Here is a 25,013-nt window from a genome sequence, read left to right on the forward strand (position 1 = left end):
GCTTACACTAGTTTCGACAAACAAGGAGCGCATTGTAGCAGAAAGCCATGCAGAATTCAGGTCAATGGATTGATTCATGCGCAATTTCTTATTCGCAAACCATGATAATTATTTGGAAAAACTGATGCATTAAAGCAATGAATGTTCATAAATAAATAAGCAGCTATTTCTGTGCATCGTATTTAGGATTTTTCTCAGCACGCTTTAATAGCACCAAAACAGCGCCTGTGCCCCCTTGATTCTCTGGTACACTAACAAATGCTAACACTTCTCGATGTTGACGAAGCCAACCATTGACGCAGGTTTTCAGTACGCCATCTTTGCCTTTGCCATGCACGATTTTTACCACATTTTGATTATTTTCTTTGGCAATTTGCAGTAGCTCTAACACAGCTCTGCGCGCTTGTTCGATAGTACAACCATGCAAATCCACCGCTTCAAACCAACGCATTTTGCCTGCTTTTAAATCTTCAAAAATACGATGTTGCAAGGTGGTAATGCGATAACTAAGAAAAGCCTGACTTGCTACAGGATTGAGCAAAGCCTGCATATCGGACAGTGCCTCACCTTCTGCGATTTCACTGCCCTCTGCAGCCATACGTTTCGCTAAAGTTTGCGCATCGACTTTCTTTTGTTTAGTGGTCTTTTCAGTCTGAGCAATATTATGATCTTTAATCTTTTCCACACCTTGCATGGCTTTGGAGAATAGTAGTGATTCATCCTCTATAGTCTGTGTATCTGCGCTATTATTTTTTTGTGCTTTGCTTTTTGTTTGGGCGTGACTGTCTGTGCGATCACTATCATTGTGAATTTGCTTTTTAAATTGTTTGAGTAGGTCGAGTTGTGATTTTGAAAGTGAAGTGTCGTGTTTGCTCATGGGGTGAACTATAAAATGAGATGGACAGAGTATAGTATAAAATTTTGAAACTTAAAGATTACCAAAGCAATCAAATGATATTGATTCATGGCTTTGTTGCATAAATATGTAAGCATCTGATTTAAATAAATTTAATTTTGGATCAAAAAATAATCAAAACTTTTAAAATCATATAGTTATGAAATCTTTGTGCAACAAAGCCATTCAAACTCAATATTTCAAAAATTTAATCGTTGGTCCAGTAGCGATAAATTAATGAAAATATTTAAGCTATTTGCTAATTGTGCAGATGTTGAATGGCTATTTATTGATGGGAGTCATGTGAGAGCACATCAGCATTCTTCGGGTAGAAAAGATCAAGATATTTCGAAAAGTATTGGTGGAAATAGTTCAAAAATCCATTTGGCTGTTGATTCTAATGGCAATCCTATTGAGTTCATCATTTCTGATGGGACGACTCAACTTAACTTACTACGTTAATAGATTCTATTACGAATTTTGTATCTCCCATGACATAGCGACCTGTTGCATAAGGCCATACTCTTTAGTTCTAAGTGGAATTTTACTTATATGAACTTTCTGACCTATCAATAATTCATAATCAGTGATCATCTGGCTAAAAATATCTTCAAAATACTCACTTAGACCATTTAACTCTTCGATCATCTTAGTTAGATATTCTCTGTCATAAAACCTATATCTAACATTTAAAATGACATTAATTCTTTCAATTGGATGTTGTAATAATTCTTTTTGAGATATGACTAAAGATTCAGGATAATGTAAGGACCAGTTTCTTAATTGATTTAACTCATTTAATTGAGTTGAAATAGAAGTAGGGAGATCTGGAAGAGTAATACCATACTTAGGGCAGTCTTTCTTCAATCTCTTACGATACCTTTTAAATGAAAGAGCACCTTTAGTCTCATCTCCTAATAAATTGCATAAAAATCTTAAAAGGCCATCATTTCTTCTAGAAAGTGCTTCAAATCTCAATACTTCAACATGGCTATCTGTAGTCAAAGAAGCATCTAATTCATTCAGATCATTCAAGCAGATGTTGAATTGATCTTTAAAATTTAATACTTCTGTAATCAAGTAATTAAAATAGTAGATATGATCATATTGATTATTAAAAGAATACGTTTTAAGCATCACATTGGCTTCCAAAGGCAATTTAAATGTACTAGCTCAAACCTAATAAACATGTAATCTCTTCTACGGTAAAACTAAACCGAAATCGGCACACCAAACAACGCCTCCAACGCCTGCCCCGCATGCGCCTGCTTCATAAAGCCCTCACCCACCAAGAAGCGATCCACCGCATGATCACGCATATACTGCACATGCTCAGGTGTGCTGATACCGCTTTCGGTGATGATCACACGATCATTTGCCATATCTTTTAAACGTACTGTGGTCGCCAAATCCACTTCAAAAGTCTTGAGATTACGGTTATTGACACCGAGCAGACACTGCTCAGGGAGCTTGAGCGCACATTCCATTTCCGCTTCGTCATGCACTTCCACCAATACATCCATACCTTGCTCGAAAGCCAGACTCGATAATTCATCGAGCTGTGCATCGCTCAAACATGCCACGATCAACAAGATACAATCCGCATGCAGTGCACGACTTTCCACGATGTGATACGGCTCAACCATGAAGTCCTTACGCAGTGCAGGCAAAGCGCAGGCTTCCCGAGCAATACGCAAATAGTCGTGATGCCCTTGGAAAAAATCCACATCAGTCAACACAGACAGACACGCCGCCCCTGCTTGCTCATATTCTTTGGCGATTTGCGCAGGCTGAAAGTCCGCTCGAATCACGCCTTTTGATGGCGAGGCTTTTTTCACCTCAGCGATGATCGCTGGTGATTTCTGGTTTAGTGCATTGGCAAAGCCACGAGTTGCTGTGGCTTGCTGTGCCAATTCTTCTAAATCGGCAAAGCTATACTGCTTTTTCTTTTCAGCGATTTCTTCAAACTTGCGTGCAACGATTTTGCCCAAGATGGTATTTTGAATATCTGCGTGCATGACCTGACCTTATTCTGCGCTTGGCGATTGTTGTGTAGCATGAGCCTGTTGTTTCAGATTTTGAGTAAATTCTGCAACGATGCTCATTTTCTCTAAGGCTTGACCGCCATAGATAATATCTTGCGCAAAATCAACTGCTTGCTTCATATCTTTGCATAGACCTGATACATAGAGTCCTGCCGCCGCATTTAGCGTGATCATATCTGCGGCTTTCTCGCCAATGTCTGATTTATTTTTACCGAGTGCATCTTTGATCAGTTTTAGACTTTCTTCTGAATCTGCAACAGACAAACCCGTGAGCGTTTGTGAAGTGATGCCAAAGTCTTCAGGCTTGATCGTCCACTCGGTGATTTCACCATTTTTCAGTTCGGCAACGGCGGTTTCGGCAGCCAGGCTGATTTCATCCAAACCATCTTTGGAATGCACCACCATCACATGTTCTGCGCCAAGTTGTTTTAGTACTTCTGCCATTGGCACGCACAGCTCATCAGAAAACACGCCGATGACAAAACGCTTCACACCCGCAGGATTGGTCAGTGGTCCAAGTAGATTGAAAAAGCTCCGAATACCCAGTTCACGACGAGGGCCTGCCGCATATTTCATTGCTTGGTGGTGATTCGGTGCAAATAAGAAGCCCACGCCCATCTCACGAATAACACGTTCGATCTGCACCATGTCAAGGTCAAGGCGAATACCTGCTTGCTCCAATAAATCCGATGAACCCGATTTACTCGATACACCTCGACCGCCATGTTTGGCAATAGTCGCCCCTGCTGCCGAGATAACAAAGCTCGATGCGGTAGACACATTAAATAGGTTTTGCCCATCGCCACCAGTACCGACGATATCGACTAAATACTCAATATCGCTCACGTCGATTTTGATGGCAAACTCACGCATGATGCGCGCTGCTGCGGTGATTTCATCAATACTTTCACCTTTGAGGCGCAAGCCCATCATCAGCGCACCAATCTGTGCATCGGTCGCCTCGCCTTGCATAATACTGCGCATCACATCTTCCATCTGCGCTTGAGTCAGATGGATATTTTTAGTAATGTGATTGAGTGCTTGTTGGATATTCATTTATTTATAAATCTCTAAAAAATTCTGAAAGACTTGATGCCCATGTTGGCTCAAAATCGACTCAGGGTGGAATTGCACCCCTTCGATCGGCAAGGTTTTATGTTTTACGCCCATGATTTCTTCAATCGAACCATCCGCTTCTTGCGTCCAACAGGTCACATCAAAACAATCGGGAATCGTTGCCTGCTCAATCACCAAAGAGTGATAACGTGTCGCAGAAAATGGCGACGGCAGATTGCTAAAAATCCCTTGGTCAGAATGGTACATATCCGACAGGCGACCGTGCATCACGGTCTTGGCACGGATAATATTTCCGCCAAAAGCCTGACCAATTGCCTGATGTCCAAGACATACGCCAAGTAGTGGAATTTTCCCTGCAAAGTGCTGAATCGCAGGCACAGAAATCCCTGCCTCAGTCGGTGAACAAGGACCAGGTCCGATCACTAAGTATTTTGGTTGCCAACGCTCGATGTCTTCTAAAGTCACTTGATCATTGCGAACGACTTTTACCTCTTGTGCCAACTCACCAAAGTATTGCACGATGTTATAAGTAAAAGAGTCATAATTATCAATCATAAGAAGCATAGCGTACGCACCTGTAAGCAAAGAGATTGAATGCAAATTACATTAAAAAAATGATGGTTTAACTGCTTTTTCAACAGCATTTTATCTTTAAAAAAGCGTAGGCTACTTTAGCAGAATTTTTAAGGCTTGTGCGGATTGCTTTTGATCTGATCTTTCACCAATGCCTTATTTAGATGATAAAAAATAAAAAAGCCCTGTCTATGAATTGACAGGGCTTTTCAGCATTCTTAAGCGAACAAATTAGAACTGCGTAGAGAAACTTACCCCATAACGACGACCATCTAATACTTGCGCACCATCAGCATCTTCAGCTGTTTTATCAAGCAAGTTATATACGCCGAATTTACCTTTTAGATAATCCGTAAATGTATAATTAAAACCAACATCCATAAACGTATACGCTGGTAGAGGATCAGACATACTTGAACGACCTAAGTATGGTGTCGTTTCACCACGATAATGTAAGCGCGTCCAAATATTTAAATCATCGTTGACTTCATGATCAAAGGTCACATTGAATAAATGCTCAGGCATACCATTTAACGGCTGACCTTCAAAAGCACCTGATTTAATCTCAGTGTCAGTAAAAGTATAGTTCGCACTTACCGTATCATAATCGCTAAGATTTGCCCCAAAAGTGACTTCAATACCACGCAACTCTGCTTCGTCAATATTTTCACGTGAGCTAATAAATGCAAATGGAATGCCATTTTCAGAGCATGTCCAAGTTGATGCGTCATTACGATCGTAATCCGCATTCGTGGTTGAATCACATTCACGAATTTCTGAAATACGATCTTCAAACTTGGTGATATATCCTGTCAAAGATGCATTGATATAGTCATTTTTCCAATGGAACCCTAGCTCTGTCGATGTGCTTGATTCTGGTTCAAGATCAGGATTGGCTTTAATGATTGCACGCCCTGTCGCTGTTGGTGAACCACCGCCACCTGTGACTTGGTAGAAACCATCGGTAACCGCACGAATATCCGGTTGCTTATAGCCTGTAGACACGCCACCTTTGATGGTAAATTGATCGGTCAGGTTGTATACTCCATACATTCGTGGTGAAATATTTCCCTCATAATGCTCATCATAATCATAACGAGCACCCGCAGTGAGGTTAAATTTGTCGGTAATCTGCCATGTATCTTCTAGAAATGCTGCAGCAGACCAACGGGTCAACTCACTAAACTCAGGCACTAGTGGGTTACGGTTGGTTGCCTTATCATTCAGACTTTCATCTTTATAGTAACTACCAAATGCCAGCGTATGATTACCCAAAGTCCAGTTCCATTGACTGTTCGCAGTGATGGTTTCAAGTTCAATGCCTTTGGTGCCAACGACGGTATTTTCACGGTCTGGGTTTTTTGAATCCTCATACTGCACATATGAAGTGCTATCTAGCGTATCCGAATATTCGCCATGATGTGTCAGCGCATAGACACTACGAATACTACGACTTGATGATGAAGTACCTGTGTCAGCAACCGTTTTACCCGGAGTAGACTCACCGTCTTGATTAACAAAGTTGGCATCCAAAGCCAAATCATGGGCATCATTAATCACATAAGTCCATTTGGTATTTAAACTTTCTGTGGTGTGTCCACCAAAGCCATTGAGATAGCTATCTTCTTTACGTTCTAAACGGTTTAGGCCAATTTGCACGCCGAGCTTATCTGCAATAAGCGGTCCCGAAAGATAAGCTGACGTATTGTAGATATTACCTGCATTGCCATGATCTTGTAGCGTTGCACCAACCTCTACACTACCCGTCCACACATCAGAAACCTTTTTAGTAATGATGTTGATCACCCCACCCATCGCTTCCGATCCATACAAAGTTGATGCAGGACCACGAATAATTTCGATGCGTTCAATAGCAGCCATTGGTGGCAGAATATTCTTCTCCATCCCATAATCATCGCCATTCGGGTTTGTATCCCGAGCAAACTGTCGCTTACCATCCACCAAAAACAAGGTGTAATCTGAAGACATACCACGAATGCTAATTCCTTGCGAGTGATTACCACCAGTTACCACCACCCCTGGCGCATTACGCAAGGCGTCGGTAATGTCGTTATATTCACGCTTATCTAATTCTTCTCGATCGATGACCGTAATTGACGCAGGTGCTTGAACCAAATCTTGTTCATAACCTGTAGCAGTGACGACAATGGTATTGAGCTTGACCACGTTATCGGCTGTTTCAGAAGCATTCTCTGTTGTAGGCACTTTCTCTGTTGTTGAGCCATTCGCGTCATTTTCTGAAGCACTGGCTGCTGTTGTGGTGATACCATCAACATTTTCTGCTGCATAGCTCGGTGCAGAAATAAAATAAGTCGCAGTAATTGCCAGTGCAAGTGCACTTTTGGAGAATTTCAACAACATAAGATAACCCTTCAAATTAGTAAAAATTAAACGTTTAACTACAAAACATTGCATATACTATCAATTTTATCTACATTGTAAATATAAATAAGAATATTTATCATTTAGTTAATTATTACCAATAAACAATTGAGGTAGAAACAGTCAGTTATCGACCGACATAAAAAAGACCACCGTAGTGATCTTTTATCGTTTAATTGTTTAAGCAAATGGGCTTATTTCATGTAAGCACCGTCATTCTGCGTATGGTCGGTTTTATCAATCACACGAGCAAGCTCAGGAATGTGCGATTGTAACGTGGTTTCTACGCCTTGCTTTAATGTAAGGTCGATCGCTGAACAACCCTGACAACCACCACCAAACTGCAATACCGCTGTTAAGCCGTGCTCTTTATCCTCGAAAACTTCGAGCAGACTACAGTTACCACCATGACTTGCAAGCCCAGGATTAATTTCCGCTTGCAATACATAGGCAATACGCTCTTCAATCGACGCATCAGGTCCAACGCGCGGGACTTTTGAGTTTGGTGCTTTAAAGGTTAATTGACCGCCAAAACGATCTTTGTTGTAATCAATTACAGCGTCTTTTAGATACGGAATAGACGGCGTGTCGATAAATGCAGGAAAATCAGGATAATCTTGCTTGTAATCTGTTGGCACCACATCTTCGGGCGCACTATATGCCATACAGCATTCTGCACGTGCAGTTCCCGGGCTTTCAACAAAGATACGCACGCCAATCCCAGGAGTATTTTGCTTCGCCAATAAATCTTTCAAGTACTCCTGTGCCGTTGGGGTGATGATCATATTTGGAATTTGATCGGCATCAGTTGAATTTGTGGCTTGGTTAGACATACATCTTACTCCTAAAATTACTGCCTATATAATACAACATTTCGTATTTAAAGTTGAGTAAAACAGTCAGATTTAGGCGTGTGAATTAAACGATGGTCATAATAGGGAAAGCCTGTTATTCACATTTTAGATTGGCCTAAAAGCTTGAATGTGAATTTTGAACATAAAAAAACGCATCTTGATGATGCGCTTTTAAGGGTTCGGCGTATTTATTTCGATGATTTATATTCAATCACATAATGTCGCCAATGATCACGCAATTGTGGTGTGAGTTCTAATGACTGCTCATCAAAGACTAAACCACCTATATCACGTGCCATCAAACCTGCAAGACTGACCATCATGTCAAAGCCTTGTACCGCATGGCTATTTGGTAGGGCTAAGAAGAAAGCTAAACCTTTGACTTCTTCGCTTGGTAAAGTTTCAAGATCAAATCCTGTTGGTGCACCATCATCATTAATCCGCAGTACACTAAACATCAGTGGACTAACCGTTTCAGGATTTTCATAGCGATGGAAACACGACATTTCACCAAAACGTAAGCCATATTTTAATAAAGTTTTCAGCGCACGATCACCCGACAAGGCACGTGTCGGATTTGGATAAAGATACAGTGCGATGAGTTGCTCTGCTTTTGCCAAAGCACTTTCTTCATCATTGCGATATTGCTCACTCAAGTGTGCGTCTAACACATCACTTTCGCCCTGCCACTCTTCGATTTTTACTGTTTCTAACTGATCGTCTGATGTTGTATCTGTATCCGTATTTTCTTCAATGAAGTCATTTTCAACATTTTCTTTTTGCTGTGATTGCTCTACTTCGTCTTGATCTAGTTGTTCAATAAAGCGTTCGATTTCATCGGCTTTATCAGGTGCTACAGATGGATTGGTTGTAACGATTTCATCTGTCGTTTCTGTTTGAACTTCTTCAATTTCTACAGATTTGTTTGCATTTGATACATTTTCCACATCATCAGGATCAGCAGAGAATAAATCTTGTTGAGTATTGGCACGAGTTGCGCTCGATGGTGAAGCAGTTTCCGCCTGCAATTTCTCGCCGTCTAATTCAAAACCATCCGCTTCTACAGTTTGCTTTGTATCTGCATGATTATCGGTATCTTGCGCATCGAAAACTTGTTCAAGGCTTTGCTTACGTTCTGCATGGTTTAATGATTGTGTATTCTCAACATTCGCTTGAGCATTTCGAAGATGGCGTGGTGTCACAGGCTGTTGGCTCTGTGCTTCGATCAACACTTCTGACGGTGTGTCGTCTGCTTGCACTTTGGGCTTTTTCAGGATTAAACGCAATCCGATAACCACCATCACCACAGCCACGATGATACCAACGATTTCCCAAAGTTGATCCATGCTTTACTCCGTCATTCCGTATGCTTCTGCCTGCGCAAGGCTCACCGCCACAAGTTTTGAGCTTCCTGCCTCAGGCATGGTCACTCCCAAAAGGTCTGTTGCCATTGTCATGGCGAGTTTATTATGTGTAATGTAAATGAATTGAACCTGTTGTGATAGTTCTTTTACCAAATTACAAAAACGATTTACATTGGCATCATCTAGTGGCGCATCGACTTCATCCAATACGCAAAATGGCGCAGGATTTAGACGGAAAATCGCAAAGACTAACGCCAAAGCGGTTAAGGCCTTTTCACCACCAGAAAGCAGAGCCAAGGTACTATTTCTTTTCCCAGGTGGTCGTGCCATCAGACGCACACCTGACTGCCAATCATCCTCTAAGCTCAGACTCGCTTCACCACCTGTAAAGACTTTTGGAAATAGATCCTGTAGCTCTCGGTTGATTTGATCAAAAGTCTTCATAAACAATTGCTTGGTTTCTTGATCAATGCTTTGCATCGCATCTTGCAGTTGTGCTACGGTCTGCTCCAAGTCTTGGATTTGATGATCGAGCTCATCGAAACGAGCTTGTTTTTCTTGCAGTTCTTCAAAGGCAACTAGATTGACCGCACCCATTTTTTGTAATTGTTGTTCGAGCTGTTCCAATTGTGCTTTGACTTGGGAAGTTTGCACAGTTTCATACAATTGCGAGCTATCTAATTTGGAAACATCAATCGCCTGTGCGCCAAGCTCTTCCAGTTGTGACTTGGCATGGTGCTGTTCAGTTTTATGTTGTTGCCATTGCAAGCGTGTATTTTCCAATTGATCACGTAAGGCTTGATCGTCTTGCTGTTGTTGTTGACGCAGATCGCTCAATTGTTGCTGTTCAGTTTGTAAAGTTGCAATCCCTTGTTGCCATGTCTGCCATGCTTTTTCCGATTGGTCTGCATCCGCTTGAGCTGTTGCAACATTGGCTTGGTATTTTTCTAAACCTGTTTGCAGGCGTGTGATTTGCTGTCTTGCACCCAGTTGTTGTTCATCGAGCTGTGCCATCCGCTCTTGATGAAAATCTTGATCTTTATCCATCAACGCCAGTTTCGACTGCAACTGCTGAATGCTTTGCGTGGTGTCTTGCAGTTGTTTTTGATCGGCAGTGGACTGTGCTTGTAAATCGTGTAATTTCTGTTGATGCGTTGTCGCAAGCTCTTGCCCTGCATCAACTTGCGGTTGCATCTCGTTGATTTTTAACTCAAGCGCCACTTTGTCATATTGAATCTGCTCAAGCTCCGCTTCATCATCTTGCAATTGGAGTTGTAAAACATGCAACTGCTCTTGATATTGTGCGGTATTTTGCGCTTGATGTTCGATTTTGGCTTGTAGCTTGGTTTGCGTGGTGAACAATTGTTGCTGTGTGTTTTGCCACGTTTTCAGTTGTTGCTGACGTTCAAGTTGCGTAGTTTGAACATTCTTTAATTCGAGTATGACTTGATCAAGCTGCTGTTGAATCGGTTCGATTTGCTTTTGATTGTCCTGAAATTGGCTCTGTAAACTTTGCAAATGTTGATGATAATGCAATAGTCCTGCTTGATCTGGTGTATCGAGATTCAGATTGATCCACCAATCTTGTGCAAGCCAATAACCATCTTTGGTGATGATACTGGTATGTGGTGCTAAGCGATTTAAATTTTCTTGCGCATCGGTCAAGGTTTTTGCAATATAAATCCCTTGCCACAGCGGATGAATCGTTGAAGAAATCCATGTGTTAATGGATTCTAAACCGTCAATTTTTGAAAAATCTAAATCTTTACTCAAAATAAGCTGACGTTGCCCTTGATATGACCAATCTAAATCATCGACCACATTGGCTTGTAACCATTTCGCCAAGACTTTTTCGATCAACTCACTATGCTGTTTACCTTGTTCAGTGAGTTGTAATTGGCTGAGTAATGGATGCTCGGCAGAATGTGCCGTATTTTGATTCAGTCCATTCAATAATTTTTCAGTTTGACGAATATCGGCTTCAAGATTTTTATGGAGCAATTTGACGTGTTGCTGTTGTTGTTCCAGTTGATTTTTCTGCTGTTGCAACTGCTCAAGTTGATTTTGTTGTTCACTGTGCTTTCGCTGTTCATCGTCAATTTTAATCTGCACACTTGCCAATTCGATCTGTACATCATCGAGTTCTAGCTGAATCTCTTCATCTTGAGCTAAGTCCAATTGACTTTGCAGGTGTTGCGCTTGCTGTTCAGCACGTTGCCGATTTTTCTGCACCTGCTCATATTGATAGTGCAAGTGATTACGCTGTTGTTGCAGCTGATTTAACGATTGCTTGAGTTGATTGAATTCTTCGCCATGTTGCGTCATGCGCACTTGCAATGCCGATAAATCAAAACTGCTGTCTTCGCTCAACTGCTGATATTCAGCCAATGCATCTTGTGCTTTCGCCAATTGCGTTTGCAGATTTTCACGCTCAGATTGTTGTTGATCGTATTGTAGTAAAGCACTTTGCTGTTGTGATTCCGCTTTAGCAATATTATGTTGTAATCGCTCGATATGCTGTTGATCTTGCTCAAGTTGCCAACGACTTTGTTGTAGTTTTTCTTTGGCAGATTGCCATGCTTTTTGTAGTTGTTCTGACTGTGGGAGTTGCTGTTGCAGTTTTTGCTGTAATAAATGCGTTTCGATTTCTGTCTGTTCTAAGGCTTTGTGCTGTGTTTGATAGTTTTGATTCAGTGTCGCAAGTTGCTGTGCGAGCTTGGCAACCTGTTCGCCATGTTGATGAAATTGGTTTGACCAGAGTTGTACTTTCAGTTGATGTGCATCGGTTTTTAATTTTTGATACTTTTCTGCTTGTTCAGCTTGACGATTCAATGTCCTGATTTGTGATTTTAATTCAGAGGCAATATCGTGCAATCGAGATAAATTGTCTTGCGTATGTTCAAGATGTTGCAAGGTTTCTTTACGGCGTGCTTGGTAGCGTGAAATTCCCGCTGCTTCTTCGATAAAGACTCGCATTTCTTCAGGTTTGGCATCGACCAGTCGGTTGATCATGCCCTGCTCAATCACCGCATACGAGCGAGGTCCAAGCCCTGTACCGAGGAAAATATCGGTAATGTCTTTACGGCGACAACGGGTACCATTAAGGAAATATTCAGATTTACCTTCACGGTTGACTTGGCGTTTTACACTAAGCTCAGTGTAAGCATTATAGGCACCGCCCAATTTCCCCAAGGTATTCTCAAAACGCAGTTCGACACTTGCCACGCTATTCGGCTTACGAGATGAGCTCCCTGCAAAAATCACGTCTTGCATATTGCCACCACGAAGTTGCTTGGCACTGGACTCGCCCATCACCCAGCGAATGGCATCAATGACATTGGATTTGCCACAGCCATTCGGTCCGACGATAGCGGAGCGATTATCCTTAAAGTGCAAGGTGGTGCTTTCGGAGAAAGACTTAAAACCTGCGAGTTTTAGACTACTTAAACGCATAACTTAAACATAATAGATTGCAATGCACACTCACCCAACATTACCGACGCGACCGTCTTGCCCACGCCAACTCGACCTGTTTCATTCGTGCCAAAGATTCGAGCACGAGATTGCGTAAGTGTCGGCAAAAATCATCCATAAATAAAGTGGCTTGTTGTGCATTTCTGCGCAAAATCGCATCAATCACCAATTGAAACAGCGCATACGCCTCTTGAAGCTCACGCTTAGCACTGTTCGAGGTGAGGTAATATGCCCGACGAATCGACGGTAGAATACTTTGATAAATATTACTCAGGTAAAAATTATCCATTTTTTGATTATATGCAGTGAGGAATTCAAAAATCGCTTCATAAAATCCTTCAAAGTCGCCACTGCGCACAAGGACTGACAACTGATCAAGGAGCTTTTGCATCTCTGCTTGTTCAGCACTTTGCCACGCATCACTGATCTGCTGTACCAAATAACCAAGCACTAATAAACTGGTTTCAAATAGGTAATGAATTTGCCCACTCGACATCTCGGATACGATCGCACCACGACGTGGAAAAATCTCAATCAAATAGGTGCGTTGTAACAATAGCAACGCCTCTCGTACCGAACCTCGACTGACATCAAGCTCAGTAGCAATACGCACTTCCTGAATTCGCTCGCCCTCGACCAACTCGCCAAGGATGATCTGCTCAGCAATGTGTTTTGCGATTTGTTCAGAAAGACCTTCCGAGGATTGACCGAGTTCCATAGCACCTCATTGATTACTTTTTTGAATTGCGCTGTATCGTCATGACCTTGAAAGCACTAGACAAAACAATATTTTTCTCGTCTAAGATTATTCCTTAAACTTTTATGAAATTCCAATCTTCGACATTTTGCACAACATATGCTTTATATTTAACCTACTCTTACATGACAATAGCACAACTTTGTCTAACAATCTTTAGTGATCAAGACCGTTTATCATTTTTTTAATTCCTCTCATTATGACGCCTTGTTCAATTTTTGGATTTAATTTTACTTTAAATATTTAACATTACTCGGATTATTTATGAAAAACATCACATTGAGTATCGAATTTTGTTATCAGTATGATGATAAAATACAATTGTACATTTCATTCAAATCATTAGATAATTATTGTATTAAAGCACTGGTCAATGCGGTTTATTTGATCATCCCTAGAGTGTATTGATTATTTTGAAAAGTTTTCGTTTTTCAACCTAGCCTCCCCAATGGCTAGGTTTTTTTTGCCTATTTTTTTAGAATCTAAGAAATATGAATCTAAAATTTACTTGGTCAATAATTAGAAAAATCCTTTATACACAAAGAATACACCTACCACCGAGAGCAAGCCTGCAAAACACTTTTTCAGCATTGCAGATGAGAGTTGGTGCGCCACTTTCGCACCCAGTTTTGCAGTGATGAAACTCATGACACTGATGCCGATAAAGGCATAAATATGTACATAGCCCACTGCACCTTTGATTGGTTGGGTTTGCACACCAAACCACATAAAACCGAGTGCCCCTGCGATCGCAATTGGCAAACCGCACGCCGCCGAAGTTGCAACTGCATTTTGCATCACCACACCATGACGATTGAGATAAGGTACGGTTAAACTGCCACCGCCGATACCAAAGATCGCCGATGCCACGCCAATCCCTGCACCAGCACCGACTTGCGCCATTTTTGATGGCAATTTTGAGTTTGGGTCAATCTGTACTTGCGCTGTACGAAACATGCGCCATGCAACCCAAAGTGCAAATAGTCCGATGATCAATTGCAAACCATGTGTCGGTAATAAATCGGCAATCCCTGCACCGAGAAATGCACCGATGACAAGACTCGGTGCAAGATTGCGAAAGACTTGCCAGAGTACCGCACCTTTTTTATGATGTGCAGACAAAGAGCTGATTGAAGTGACCATAATCGTCGCTAACGATGTACCGAGTGCCATGTGCATGACGATCGAAGGGTCATAGCCTTGCTGTAAGAAAACAAGGTAAAGTATCGGCACAATGGTCAATCCACCGCCCACACCAAATAAGCCCGCAGTAAAGCCTGCCGCCGCACCAATCAATAAATATATGAGTAAAGTCATGGATCGAACCTTTTGCATCGAAAGTCCAGAAACGGAGCAACACTTGCTCTGCGCACTACTGGAACGACACCATGCTACGCCACAACGGATAATTTGCAAGTCTAAAACACGCTCGACCAATGATGATGTGATGCAACTCCACGAACAAGGCATACAATCCGCCTTAGTGATTAGCCATCAACAAAGTCATGGACGTGGGCAACATCAACGAGAATGGCTCTCTCCACAAGGCAATATTTTCTTGAGTGCGCTATTTTCGCTTGAACGTCCTGTGGATGGACGTCTTGCTTTGGAATGTGGTTTAAATATTCTGCACACAGCTACTTTAGAAAAATTAGACAATTTGCAAATTAAATGGGCAAATGATCTGTATAGCCCACAAGGCAAATGGGGCGGGATTTTGGTCGAACCCCTCAATGCACATCAGGTCATTGTTGGTATCGGCATCAATGTCGTGCCTTTTGAGCAAAGCAAAGATATTCAGCAAGCGACCACCTGCCTTACCGAGCTTGGCTTAACACACTCTGATCGGATTCAATTTTTAGCAGAAATTTATTTGGCGTTACAGCAAGCCGTGCAATGGTTTAATTTCGGCAGTCAAAACCTCGCGCAACGCTTCAATGCTGTTGCTGCATTTAAAGATCAATGGGTCAATATCCAACGTCAACATCAAACCGATCTCGTTGGTTATTTTCAAGGCATTCAAGATGATGGCGCAATGCTGATTCGCCAAGATGCAGACGCTACAAATACAGTCTGCTATGATGGTCGCTTAATGATTCCATAAATATCTGCTGAAACACATGAATCAACTTTGGCTCGACTTGGGTAATACGCGTTTAAAATATTGGCTTTGTGATGCACAAGGTCAGGTCATTGAATATGCGGCGGAATTGCACCTACAATCCCCTGCCGATTTATTACTGGGTTTAAGCTCACATTTTCAACATAAAAATATCAGCTTAATTGGCATCTCGTCCGTACTTGATCAAGCCACCAATCAGCGTATTGAAAAGACTTTAAAGCGACTCAAAGCACCGATTTATTTTGCCAAAGTACATGCTGAGTATGCAGGCTTGATTACAGGTTATGATGTGCCCAATCAGCTCGGTATCGACCGTTGGCTACAAGTCTTAGCCATGACGCAAAATAGTGGAAACTATTGCATCATCGGCTGTGGCACAGCATTGACAATTGATTTACTTGAAGAAAAAACACATTTGGGTGGCTATATTCTGCCAAGTTTGTACCTACAACGCGACTCACTCACACAAGGCACCAAAGGCATTAAAATCCCAGATCAAGCCTTTGAAAGTCTTGCCGTTGGACGGAATACCAGTGATGCGGTACATCACGGCATCTTACTTGGCTTACTCGGCGCAATTCATCAGAGTTTAAAAACTCATCCTGATGTTCAATTGATTTTAACAGGTGGCGATGCGTCATTTTTTGCCAAACATTTGAGCCAATATCAACCCATTGTCGAGTCAGATTTATTGTTAAAAGGTTTACAGCATTATGTGTTTTATCAGCTGAATAAAAACGCTTAATGGTTGTCTTATTCAGTCGCATGACTTAAATGTCACCTTCATCGAAATCATGATTTGTATTAGTTCAAACCTGTTCGGACAATTCCTTTTGTACTTTCTTTGGCAACTTTGCCACGACTAATTCGTATGAATTAATAATCCATTCTTGCAACAGATCTTCTGAAAGTGAGCCGTGCATATTGACGCTATTCCAATGGCGTTTATTCATATGATAGCCCGCAGTGACTTCAGGATAAATCTCCCTAAAAATCGTTGCCTCATCAGGATCACTTTTCAAATTGATAAACTGATAATCCACACTATCTATCAGGCAAAACATTTTTCCACGTACTGTAAATACAAGCACTTGATCATCAAAAGGCATCTTTTCTTCAACACCTTTAAGCGAGTGGCAAAACTGTTTCAATTGTTCGAGGGTCATTGTGATTTAACCTTTAATCATTCAATCTTATTACCACTTTTGATCTGATGAATGGATTAAATCAAAAAATTCTATTTCAGGTTTACCATTCAGTCCATGCTCATCTCTTTATCTTTGGAACTCAAGAAATGATGGGATATTTAACAGCTTCTTTTGAATATCCTCATCTTGATACATCGAATGATGAACAAAAGTTAAGCCATTTTGTTTGCAAAATATATGTTATTGAAATTTTGAAGCATCTAATGCTTTAAAATCTTTGATGAAATTTGCAATGTTTGCTTTATTTTATCAACGAATCCTTGTTTAACTTTGTAAGAAACCATCACTGAAATCATGCTAATTTACACCTTGAAATTCACATTATTCTTGAATCTAATTTAACATAGATAGGTGTTAGCTCACATCTCACTACTTGTCTGAAATTATCTTTACGCAAATAAAAACCGCTCTAAGTTTCCCTAAAGCGGTTTTTATCATTCAAAATGGAAGCAGAAAAGATTATTTCTTATCTTGGTCTGATCCACCAAACAATGGTCCCATGCCGCCGCCTGAGCCCCCCATATTTCCGCCCATTTTACCCTGCATGGTCTGAATGCCTCGTAGCATCTTGCCAATGCCCGATGGCGATGAGAATTTCTTCATCATTTTTGCCATCTGTGCATGTTGCTTGAGTAGACGGTTGATATCTTGAATGTCCATACCGCAGCCTGCTGCGATACGCTTTTTACGGCTTGGGTTGATGATGTCTGGATTACGACGCTCTTTGACCGTCATCGACTGGATGATCGCTTCCATCTTTTTCACTTGCTTTTCAGGTTGTGCTTGCTCTACAGCTTGCTGAATGCCTGAACCGCTCATGCCAGGGAGCTTATCCAAGAAGCCCATCATCCCGCCCATTTTGTGCATTTGCTCAAACTGAGTCAGCATATCTTCAAGGTTAAATGTCCCGCCCTTTTGTAGCTTTTTCGCCATTTTTTCGGCTTTATCTTTGTCGATTTTGCGTTCTACTTCTTCGACTAAAGACAGCACGTCACCCATACCTAAGATACGCTGTGCGATACGCTCAGGATGGAATGGCTCTAAGGCATCGAGCTTTTCGCCCATACCTAAGAATTTGATTGGCTTACCTGTGATCGCACGTACCGATAGCGCCGCACCACCACGTGCATCACCATCAGTTTTGGTCAGGATTACACCTGTCAGTGGCAAAGCATCATTGAAAGCTTTTGCAGTGTTCGCAGCATCCTGACCTGTCATGGCATCAACGACAAACAAGGTTTCTGTTGGCTTAATCGCAGCATGTAGTTCTTTGATCTCATCCATCATGTCATCATCGACATGCAGACGACCTGCGGTATCGACGATCAACACATCAGCGAATTTGATCTTGGCTTGTTCAATCGCACGATTGACAATGGTAATTGGGCTTTCAGAAGCTTCTGATGCAATCCAATCTACGCCAACTTCTTGCGAAACCGTTTGAAGCTGTTTGATCGCCGCAGGACGATACACATCGGCTGATACCGTCGCCACTTTTTTCTTCTGACGTTCTTTGAGGAAACGTGCAAGTTTTGCAGCAGTTGTGGTTTTACCCGCACCTTGCAGACCTGCAAGTAGAATCACCACAGGAGGTTTGGCTGCTAAATCCAATGATTCATTGGCATCACCCATCATGCTGACGAGTTCATCATGAACAATCTTAACGAAAGCCTGTCCCGGTGAAAGCTGTTTTAAAACCTCTTGCCCTAAAGCCTGCTCTTTGACTTTGGCAATGAAGTCACGTGTCACAGGCAAAGCAACATCCGCTTCAAGCAATGCCATACGCACTTCACGCAATGTATCTTTAATATTGTCTTCTGTGAGTTGCCCTGTACCAGCAACATTTCTTAAACTCTGTGTGAGTCGGTCGGTTAATGTATCAAACATTGAAAATTCCGCTTAAACTACCCATTGAAAAAAACCTTTCCAACAGGGATAAATATGCATAAGATGCTATAGGATACTTGAGTTTGCAAAGAATTTATATCTCATTTATTGAATATTCAAATAAGTCATTGATTTGGGATCAACCATGAATCATTTGGGATATACCAAAGCGCATGTTTAGCCTACATACTATTTTCACGCTGTTGGCATTGATTGCTTATTTAACGAGCTTTCTGTATTTGCTTCATCATTTTGTCAAGCAAAGTACAGCAAGTCCGTTTTTTGTCTGGTCTACCTTGTCGATCGGATTAATTGTGCACGCTTTGACCTTAAGCTTGGATATGGTGACAGCGCAAGGCATTAATTATGAAGTGTTTAATCTGATCTCCTTTACCTCAGGGTTGATGCTCCTTTTAAGCTTGATTTTTAGTATCTATCGACCTGTACTTATTCTCAATCTCATTTCTACACCTGTTGCTATGCTCGGTTTGGTGGTTGGCAGTCTGCTCAGTACCTCAGGTCATGTGATTCGCCAGCAAGGCGTTGGTATGGATATTCATATTATCCTGTCGCTATCTGCGTATGCTGTACTGTTTATGGCGACCTTGCATGCGATCTTGATTTGGCTGCAAAACCGTGAGCTAAAACGTAAACAAAAACAACGCATTTGGGTCAATCTGTTACCTTCACTGCAAACGATGGAGTCGCTACTTTTTGATTTGATTCTGATTGGTTTTATTTTACTGACGGCTGCTTTAGGTTTTGGTTTCTTTACCATTCAAGATTTCTTTGCGCAGCATCTCGTACATAAAACGGTTTTTAGTATTATTTCATGGCTCATCTATGGCGGACTATTGCTCGGACATTGGCGATTTGGTTGGCGTGGTCAAAAAGCCATTCGCTTTACCCTGCTTGGTTTTGTGATTTTGGCGATTGGTTTTATTGGCAGTAAATTCGTACTTGAAATTCTATTGATGCGTAGCTAATTCAGTATTTTCCACATCGTAATTTTAACTATTCTTATGCTTTCGATAAGCACTTGGCGCAACCCCAGTCCACAACTTAAAACTTCGAGTAAATGGACTGGTTTCGGCAAAGCCAAGCTGTAGACTGATGTCTTCGATACTCAGCGTACTATTCACCAAAAGCTCAATTGCCATATCTCGTTTCACTTGATTTTTAATTGCTAAAAAGCTCTGCCCTTCATCTTGCAAACGGCGTTGCAAGGTATAAGGCGCAAGTTGCAAAATCTCTGCAACCTCGGCAAGCGTTGCCATTTGATTCACTTCTTGATTCATTTCGACGTGATCAACATGAAGCCCATCTGCATTTTGCAAACACTCTGTCACCTTCGCCGACCAACTGCTACTTTGAAAATTTAAAATCAATAATTGGGTAAATGGATCTTTGACTAACTGTTGCAATTGCGCCATTGATTGACTCACAGGTAATGTCAAATCTGATGTTGAGAAAGTCATCTGTGCCACATTTTGCTCAAATCGAATCGGTGCGCCATAAAACATTAAACGATAATCCAAAGCATAGGACGGTGTACGGAAAGGAAAATCAATGGACGTTATGGGTAAAATATCCCGACTGAGCCAACACAAAATACGATGAATAAAAAAACAGCCAAAGGCATAAATAAATGCATCATTGGATTTGGTTTGAAAGCCACCAACAAGTTGAGCTCGAATCAACTCGCCATCATATTGTAATGAAATATCAAAACCCTTACCCATCATTTGATAATATTTAGTGATGCGCTGTAGGGCTTGCATCATGTCTTTGGCAGAGATCAACCAATGCATTAGCACTGCCAAACTACCTAGTGGTGAAATGGTTTGACTATGCCCGAGTAGCTCATCACGTGTAGCCACGGTCAGTTCCGTAATGAGCTGTGCATACTGACTTAAACTCACCCTAGCTTGTGGATGTTGTAACAAAGCTTTCGAAATCCGACATTGTTGTAATATCTGATCAATTTCATCTTGCGCTAAAGTCAATTTCTCCAGTGCTGTATGCACGAAATCTATGCTGATTGAAATACTATGAATGGACTGGTTTTGCATGATGCTTTATCAATTTATATTGACTATTTTATGAATTATTGATCATTCCAATTTTGTTGTAAACTATCAATTTTATTGTGATCGATTGTCATTTAATTTAAAGCATATTTTTCCCATAATAGCTTCATTAAATTTACCCAATGTTATTTACAGCATTACCAGCAAGGACTATTCACATGGCTCTTCCAGAATTATTGAAAAATCGTTTACGTTTGCCTGCGGTTGCAGCACCACTCTTTATTATTTCCAATCCTGATTTGGTGATTGCTTTGTGTAAAGCAGGCATCGTTGGCTCATTCCCTGCGCTGAATGCACGTGGTGAAGGTGAATTTGAAAAATGGCTAATCCGCATCACCGAAGAGTTAGACGCGTATAACCAAGCAAATCCTGATCAACCTGCTGCTCCGTTTGCAGTGAATCAGATCGTGCACAAATCAAACAATCGCCTAGAAGAAGATTTGGCGCTTTGCGTGAAATATAAAGTGCCTGTGGTGATCACTTCATTGGGCGCACGTGTCGAAGTGAATGAAGCGATTCACAGCTATGGCGGTATTGTATTGCATGACATCATCAATAATAAATTCGCCAAAAAAGCAATCGAAAAAGGCGCAGATGGATTGATCGCCGTTGCAGCAGGTGCAGGCGGTCATGCAGGGACGCAGTCGCCATTTGCCTTGATTCAAGAAATTCGTCAATGGTTCGATGGTCCTTTACTGCTTTCTGGCGCAATCAGTCGTGGCGACTCGATCCTTGCAGCGCAAGCAATGGGTGCAGATTTGGCGTATCTTGGTTCAACATTTATTGCAACGACAGAAGCGAATGCAGCGCAAGACTATAAGCAGTGCTTGGTCGATTCGAGTGCAGAAGATATTGTGTATAGCAACCTATTCACAGGTGTGCACGGCAATTATTTGAAACCATCTATTATTGCCGCAGGGCTTGATCCAAATGACTTGCCTGAAAGCGATCCATCAAAAATGGATTTTGGCTCAGGTGGCAATTCAGACAAAAAAGCATGGAAAGATATTTGGGGCTGTGGTCAAGGTATTGGCGCAATTACAGCGATCGAACCAGCATCAGATGTTGTTGCACGTTTAAGCCGTGAATATAAAGCGGCGAAAGAGCGCTTACTAAATACTTAGTACAATACATCAAAATGATGGTGCGCTCAGCGCGCACCATAAACTAAATACAAACCTTTGTTTTATAAAGCATTTAAACAGACATCCAAATAAATTACCGTATTATATACCGTTAAAAAAATCTACTGTATTGTAATTTCCTCAACTTAATTTTTAGCTATTCACTAGAACACAGTAAAATTAAAGTTTCGATCTTCATTCTTTAAGTACTGCAAACGTGAAATCGTTATATCAACCATTTGCTTGTATCCCATTGAATATGCGAGATGATTAGATGAAATATCATCCAAAGACTCCATTAGAATACACTTTCGATGACTTCCATTCTGTTTATTTAATTCATAAATTGCATGGGCTGTTGTCGCTGATCCCGCAAAGAAATCTAATACTACAGCTTTATCATCAGACATCGAATCCACTATTTTTTTTACAAATTCGATAGGCTTAGGTGTATCAAAGATTTTTTGACCAAAAATTTTTGTAAGCTCATTGGTAGCCCTTTCTGTGTAAAATGAAGGATCATCCCATATAGTTCTAATTTTTCTTCTTTTTTGACCAATTTCTTTGCCAGCATAATTTTTAACATAAATTACGCCATTTTTACTTGAGTAGAGTTGCCATACTCTTTCTCTTGTAGTCGCTTCTCCCCACAACCATCGACGATCAACCCCTTTCGAATCTTTCGGTAAAATCTTAGCCCATCCATCTCGATAATCAACAGACACCTCTCCGGTATCAAGATTTGCATATAGTGGGAATGCCATTGAAGGACGGTCAGTCTTCAAACTTCCCTCACCTTTTTTTCTAAACAAACCATCTACTCGGTATTTACCATAAACATCCTCTTTATCATAGAGTGTATCCTCATCAGATTCCCCTCTTAGAGTTGTCTTATTCGATTTTCCGTATACTAGTAAATACTCATGACTAGAAGCTAGATTCTTTTTACTTCCTTTACCATTTTTAGATCGGCATACAACAATATTGCCAATAAAATTCTTTTCTCCAAAAATTCTATCCAATAAAACTTTTAAGTAAGGGAATTCATAATCATCAATACTAATTGCTAAGACCCCAGTCTCTTTTAATAATTCATGTGCCAATACGAGTCTTGGAAGCATAAAAATAATCCAAGCCTGATGGGAACCCAACAAACCTATCTCTGGTGATTTTCGATTGTCAGAATAAATAAAATTTGAGCCTGTATTGTATGGTGGATCGATATAACACAAATCAACTATACCTGGTTCTATCATCACTAATTTTTTTAATGAAGTTAAATTGTCCCCAGCAAAAAGAACTACTTCATTAACATTCCAATCAACTGAAAATGCAGAATTATTTTCACTATGATCAAATGTAAAATCAGAAGCTCCATTATTAGAGAACTCTTGTTGTAACTTGCTGATTTTTGATTCAATTACTGATAGCATGCTGGCTCCTACTTAGATCAACATTATAACTGAGCCTGCTTAAGAGAAGGAACGCAATGAGATTAAAAGCTGAGAATTTAACTACACAAGAAAAACTTCAAGAATTCGATCAATGGCTTACAGCTAAACTAGATAAAATTAAAGATTCAGATAAATTTAACTCAGAAATTACTTCTCTTTGCAATTGCATTTCAACGCTAGCCCCTTATCTAAATATGTTCTCAGAACCGGCTACATGCTCCATCAATACCCTCATCAGCGCAGTGACAGACGCTAGTTTGGAAATTATTTCTAGAACTGATTTTGGTAGTGATGAAAATACTATATGTAATTTTTATGACTCTTTTTTTAACCTCCTATTCTTAACGAGTGGAGCTACTGACAACAACTTAAAAAATCATTTTTTAATAAAGCTACGTGAAGATGGCATTGCAGCACAAATACCTAAGCGTAGTGAAATAAAAAAACAAATATTATTTAAACTCTCTGATATTCCATCTACAACAAAATCCGATTATATTTCACGTACTCTAGCAAGCTGTTATGTAGGCACACAGTATCCTGAAGCAGTTAAAACAGAACCTTTTTTTGATTTAGAAGTTTATTTTAAAATTTTTCTAGAAGAGTACACAAAATTAATCTTGGAGGATGAGGAAGATTTACTTCAATTTTGGGCTATATGTCATTCATTTATTCAATTATCAAACAGGCCTAATGGTCACAATTTAGGCAAATATTTATTAAATTCCTGCACAATTTTTAAAGTTAGAGGAAGTGTATCTGCTTCGGGAGGGCATATAACAGAAGCTATTCTAAGAGAAAAGCTTTCCAAAATTGGCCTTAGGGCAGATGTTGATTTTAATACTAATGATGTAAAAATTGGTAATGATGAAATTATTGAAGATGGAAAAAGAAAAAAGAAAACACGTGCTTATGATTTTGTAATTCCATACCGTATAGAAAATTGGGAGCCAAAACCAAAACTCTTTATTCAGTCACAATTCTATACAGGAGATTCTGGTAGTGTCTCCCATAAAGTTATTGACCAAACTCAGAGTTCCAGATCCTTTACATTAACTAAATATCCTAATGCAAAATTTATTGAATATTTAGATGGCGCAGGTTACTACGCCTCTCTCAGAGGGGACTTAGAACATATGTTATCATTTGATAACACGGAGTCTTTTTTTCAGGTCAAGAGTATCTTAATTCGTTTAAGACGAGAATTTCAAAAAATTGATTTTCTTACAGCTATTGAAATTCAACATGCTATCCTTACCAATTTATCTAGTTCTTATGAAAGTGTTATAAATTCATTACAGAATGATGGTTACTCATCTATAGAAATAGAAAGAGCTATTAAAATTAGTTTAGAAAATGGATTAATTACTATTAACGATAAAAATATTTTTTCTATCCCATCCCACCATATACCAATTGCTCGTAGACTATTAATTTTGGACATCGCATCAAACTCTTCTAGTAGACTAACATCTACAGAAAAATCAAGTCAGAAGTTTATTCTAATTCCTGGTTTTGGAGCTGATTTTGGTATTCGAGAATCTTTACTCTCCAATCTAGTTTGCGATATTTGTAAAAATACAAATATTCAATCAACTGAATTTATTGAAGATATAGAGTGGTTATTAGATGAAGGTGTATTCAAACGTTATTAATATTGGGGGTTGGAAATTACAATATTTTTAT

Annotated in this window: 20 protein-coding genes and 1 pseudogene; 6 read left to right on the forward strand and 15 right to left on the reverse strand. The window is 40.3% G+C overall.

Going from position 1 to position 25,013, the window contains the following annotated elements:
- Positions 1-163 precede the first annotated feature (163 nt).
- Complete coding sequence (locus MKI79_RS03200; RefSeq protein ID WP_241570627.1) at positions 164-877, reverse strand: Smr/MutS family protein; 714 nt, start codon at positions 875-877, stop codon at positions 164-166.
- A gap of 201 nt (positions 878-1,078) precedes the next feature.
- Here MKI79_RS03200 and MKI79_RS03205 point away from each other — a divergent pair.
- Positions 1,079-1,336 (forward strand): annotated as a pseudogene (locus MKI79_RS03205) (IS5/IS1182 family transposase); the annotation flags it as partial.
- A gap of 30 nt (positions 1,337-1,366) precedes the next feature.
- On the opposite strand, the gene MKI79_RS03210 reads toward MKI79_RS03205, so the two are convergent.
- The 10 genes from MKI79_RS03210 to MKI79_RS03255 form a co-directional block, all read right to left on the reverse strand.
- A complete protein-coding gene (locus tag MKI79_RS03210) occupies positions 1,367-2,032 on the reverse strand; it encodes a hypothetical protein (protein WP_241570628.1) in 666 nt (221 codons plus the stop codon).
- Between the two features lie 74 nt (positions 2,033-2,106).
- Positions 2,107-2,913, reverse strand: a complete 807-nt coding sequence (trpC, locus tag MKI79_RS03215) for an indole-3-glycerol phosphate synthase TrpC (protein ID WP_241570629.1) — start codon at positions 2,911-2,913, stop codon at positions 2,107-2,109.
- A 9-nt stretch (positions 2,914-2,922) separates the two neighbouring features.
- Positions 2,923-3,996, reverse strand: coding sequence for an anthranilate phosphoribosyltransferase (gene trpD, locus MKI79_RS03220; protein WP_241570630.1), 1,074 nt, complete (start codon positions 3,994-3,996; stop codon positions 2,923-2,925).
- Positions 3,997-4,581, reverse strand: coding sequence for an anthranilate synthase component II (locus MKI79_RS03225; RefSeq protein ID WP_092620669.1), 585 nt, complete (start codon positions 4,579-4,581; stop codon positions 3,997-3,999).
- Between the two features lie 240 nt (positions 4,582-4,821).
- Complete coding sequence (locus MKI79_RS03230) at positions 4,822-6,972, reverse strand: TonB-dependent receptor domain-containing protein (RefSeq protein ID WP_241570631.1); 2,151 nt, start codon at positions 6,970-6,972, stop codon at positions 4,822-4,824.
- Between the two features lie 215 nt (positions 6,973-7,187).
- Entirely contained in the window at positions 7,188-7,826 is a 639-nt protein-coding gene (gene nfuA / locus MKI79_RS03235; protein WP_241570632.1) for a Fe-S biogenesis protein NfuA, read from the reverse strand.
- Positions 7,827-8,035: 209 nt separating this feature from the next.
- Positions 8,036-9,193, reverse strand: coding sequence for a cell division protein ZipA C-terminal FtsZ-binding domain-containing protein (locus MKI79_RS03240; protein ID WP_241570633.1), 1,158 nt, complete (start codon positions 9,191-9,193; stop codon positions 8,036-8,038).
- 3 nt (positions 9,194-9,196) lie between these two features.
- Complete coding sequence (smc, locus tag MKI79_RS03245) at positions 9,197-12,664, reverse strand: chromosome segregation protein SMC (RefSeq protein WP_241570634.1); 3,468 nt, start codon at positions 12,662-12,664, stop codon at positions 9,197-9,199.
- A 40-nt stretch (positions 12,665-12,704) separates the two neighbouring features.
- Positions 12,705-13,403: a GntR family transcriptional regulator gene (locus MKI79_RS03250; protein WP_241570635.1), complete on the reverse strand. Its 699-nt coding sequence runs from the start codon at positions 13,401-13,403 to the stop codon at positions 12,705-12,707.
- Between the two features lie 558 nt (positions 13,404-13,961).
- On the reverse strand, positions 13,962-14,759 hold the full coding sequence (locus MKI79_RS03255) for a sulfite exporter TauE/SafE family protein (protein ID WP_241570636.1): 798 nt from the start codon (positions 14,757-14,759) through the stop codon (positions 13,962-13,964).
- Between MKI79_RS03255 and MKI79_RS03260 the strand changes: the two genes are divergently transcribed.
- Together MKI79_RS03260 and MKI79_RS03265 are read left to right on the forward strand one after the other, a co-directional pair.
- Positions 14,758-15,546, forward strand: a complete 789-nt coding sequence (locus MKI79_RS03260) for a biotin--[acetyl-CoA-carboxylase] ligase (protein WP_241570637.1) — start codon at positions 14,758-14,760, stop codon at positions 15,544-15,546. The genes MKI79_RS03255 and MKI79_RS03260 overlap by 2 nt on opposite strands.
- Positions 15,547-15,562: 16 nt before the next feature.
- Complete coding sequence (locus tag MKI79_RS03265) at positions 15,563-16,309, forward strand: type III pantothenate kinase (protein ID WP_241570638.1); 747 nt, start codon at positions 15,563-15,565, stop codon at positions 16,307-16,309.
- A 64-nt stretch (positions 16,310-16,373) separates the two neighbouring features.
- Here the strand turns inward: MKI79_RS03265 and MKI79_RS03270 are convergent, their stop codons facing one another.
- Together MKI79_RS03270 and ffh are read right to left on the reverse strand one after the other, a co-directional pair.
- Positions 16,374-16,730 carry an MmcQ/YjbR family DNA-binding protein gene (locus MKI79_RS03270; protein WP_241570639.1) on the reverse strand — a complete coding sequence of 119 codons (357 nt, stop codon included), beginning with the start codon at positions 16,728-16,730 and terminating at the stop codon, positions 16,374-16,376.
- A 501-nt stretch (positions 16,731-17,231) separates the two neighbouring features.
- Entirely contained in the window at positions 17,232-18,659 is a 1,428-nt protein-coding gene (gene ffh / locus MKI79_RS03275) for a signal recognition particle protein (RefSeq protein WP_241570640.1), read from the reverse strand.
- Between the two features lie 173 nt (positions 18,660-18,832).
- On the opposite strand from ffh, the gene MKI79_RS03280 reads away from it, so the two are divergent.
- Positions 18,833-19,645 (forward strand): cytochrome C assembly family protein, encoded by an 813-nt coding sequence (locus MKI79_RS03280; RefSeq protein WP_241570641.1) that lies wholly within the window; start codon positions 18,833-18,835, stop codon positions 19,643-19,645.
- A 24-nt stretch (positions 19,646-19,669) separates the two neighbouring features.
- Here the strand turns inward: MKI79_RS03280 and MKI79_RS03285 are convergent, their stop codons facing one another.
- Positions 19,670-20,731, reverse strand: coding sequence for an AraC family transcriptional regulator (locus MKI79_RS03285; RefSeq protein ID WP_241570642.1), 1,062 nt, complete (start codon positions 20,729-20,731; stop codon positions 19,670-19,672).
- A 176-nt stretch (positions 20,732-20,907) separates the two neighbouring features.
- Here MKI79_RS03285 and MKI79_RS03290 point away from each other — a divergent pair, with 176 nt between their 5' ends.
- A complete protein-coding gene (locus MKI79_RS03290; RefSeq protein WP_241570643.1) occupies positions 20,908-21,873 on the forward strand; it encodes an NAD(P)H-dependent flavin oxidoreductase in 966 nt (321 codons plus the stop codon).
- Positions 21,874-22,037: 164 nt separating this feature from the next.
- Here MKI79_RS03290 and MKI79_RS03295 read toward each other — a convergent pair whose 3' ends face one another.
- On the reverse strand, positions 22,038-23,306 hold the full coding sequence (locus MKI79_RS03295; RefSeq protein ID WP_241570644.1) for a site-specific DNA-methyltransferase: 1,269 nt from the start codon (positions 23,304-23,306) through the stop codon (positions 22,038-22,040).
- A 56-nt stretch (positions 23,307-23,362) separates the two neighbouring features.
- On the opposite strand from MKI79_RS03295, the gene MKI79_RS03300 reads away from it, so the two are divergent.
- Positions 23,363-24,982: a hypothetical protein gene (locus tag MKI79_RS03300; RefSeq protein WP_241570645.1), complete on the forward strand. Its 1,620-nt coding sequence runs from the start codon at positions 23,363-23,365 to the stop codon at positions 24,980-24,982.
- Positions 24,983-25,013: the final 31 nt, after the last annotated feature.

Origin of the sequence: Acinetobacter sedimenti, assembly GCF_022601685.1 — a bacterium.
Classification (GTDB): Bacteria; Pseudomonadota; Gammaproteobacteria; order Pseudomonadales; family Moraxellaceae; genus Acinetobacter; species Acinetobacter sedimenti.

Excerpts from the sequence above, each read along its gene's own strand:
- trpC (WP_241570629.1), bottom strand. The coding sequence starts at position 2,913 with ATGCACGCAGATATTCAAAATACCATCTTGGGCAAAATCGTTGCACGC.
- MKI79_RS03230 (WP_241570631.1), bottom strand. The coding sequence starts at position 6,972 with ATGTTGTTGAAATTCTCCAAAAGTGCACTTGCACTGGCAATTACTGCG.
- MKI79_RS03265 (WP_241570638.1), top strand. The coding sequence starts at position 15,563 with ATGAATCAACTTTGGCTCGACTTGGGTAATACGCGTTTAAAATATTGG.
- MKI79_RS03270 (WP_241570639.1), bottom strand. The coding sequence starts at position 16,730 with ATGACCCTCGAACAATTGAAACAGTTTTGCCACTCGCTTAAAGGTGTT.
- MKI79_RS03260 (WP_241570637.1), top strand. The coding sequence starts at position 14,758 with ATGGATCGAACCTTTTGCATCGAAAGTCCAGAAACGGAGCAACACTTG.
- MKI79_RS03290 (WP_241570643.1), top strand. The coding sequence starts at position 20,908 with ATGGCTCTTCCAGAATTATTGAAAAATCGTTTACGTTTGCCTGCGGTT.
- MKI79_RS03200 (WP_241570627.1), bottom strand. The coding sequence starts at position 877 with ATGAGCAAACACGACACTTCACTTTCAAAATCACAACTCGACCTACTC.
- trpD (WP_241570630.1), bottom strand. The coding sequence starts at position 3,996 with ATGAATATCCAACAAGCACTCAATCACATTACTAAAAATATCCATCTG.
- MKI79_RS03285 (WP_241570642.1), bottom strand. The coding sequence starts at position 20,731 with ATGCAAAACCAGTCCATTCATAGTATTTCAATCAGCATAGATTTCGTG.
- MKI79_RS03280 (WP_241570641.1), top strand. The coding sequence starts at position 18,833 with ATGTTTAGCCTACATACTATTTTCACGCTGTTGGCATTGATTGCTTAT.
- MKI79_RS03210 (WP_241570628.1), bottom strand. The coding sequence starts at position 2,032 with ATGCTTAAAACGTATTCTTTTAATAATCAATATGATCATATCTACTAT.
- MKI79_RS03295 (WP_241570644.1), bottom strand. The coding sequence starts at position 23,306 with ATGCTATCAGTAATTGAATCAAAAATCAGCAAGTTACAACAAGAGTTC.
- nfuA (WP_241570632.1), bottom strand. The coding sequence starts at position 7,826 with ATGTCTAACCAAGCCACAAATTCAACTGATGCCGATCAAATTCCAAAT.
- MKI79_RS03225 (WP_092620669.1), bottom strand. The coding sequence starts at position 4,581 with ATGCTTCTTATGATTGATAATTATGACTCTTTTACTTATAACATCGTG.
- ffh (WP_241570640.1), bottom strand. The coding sequence starts at position 18,659 with ATGTTTGATACATTAACCGACCGACTCACACAGAGTTTAAGAAATGTT.
- MKI79_RS03250 (WP_241570635.1), bottom strand. The coding sequence starts at position 13,403 with ATGGAACTCGGTCAATCCTCGGAAGGTCTTTCTGAACAAATCGCAAAA.
- MKI79_RS03240 (WP_241570633.1), bottom strand. The coding sequence starts at position 9,193 with ATGGATCAACTTTGGGAAATCGTTGGTATCATCGTGGCTGTGGTGATG.
- MKI79_RS03300 (WP_241570645.1), top strand. The coding sequence starts at position 23,363 with ATGAGATTAAAAGCTGAGAATTTAACTACACAAGAAAAACTTCAAGAA.
- MKI79_RS03255 (WP_241570636.1), bottom strand. The coding sequence starts at position 14,759 with ATGACTTTACTCATATATTTATTGATTGGTGCGGCGGCAGGCTTTACT.
- smc (WP_241570634.1), bottom strand. The coding sequence starts at position 12,664 with ATGCGTTTAAGTAGTCTAAAACTCGCAGGTTTTAAGTCTTTCTCCGAA.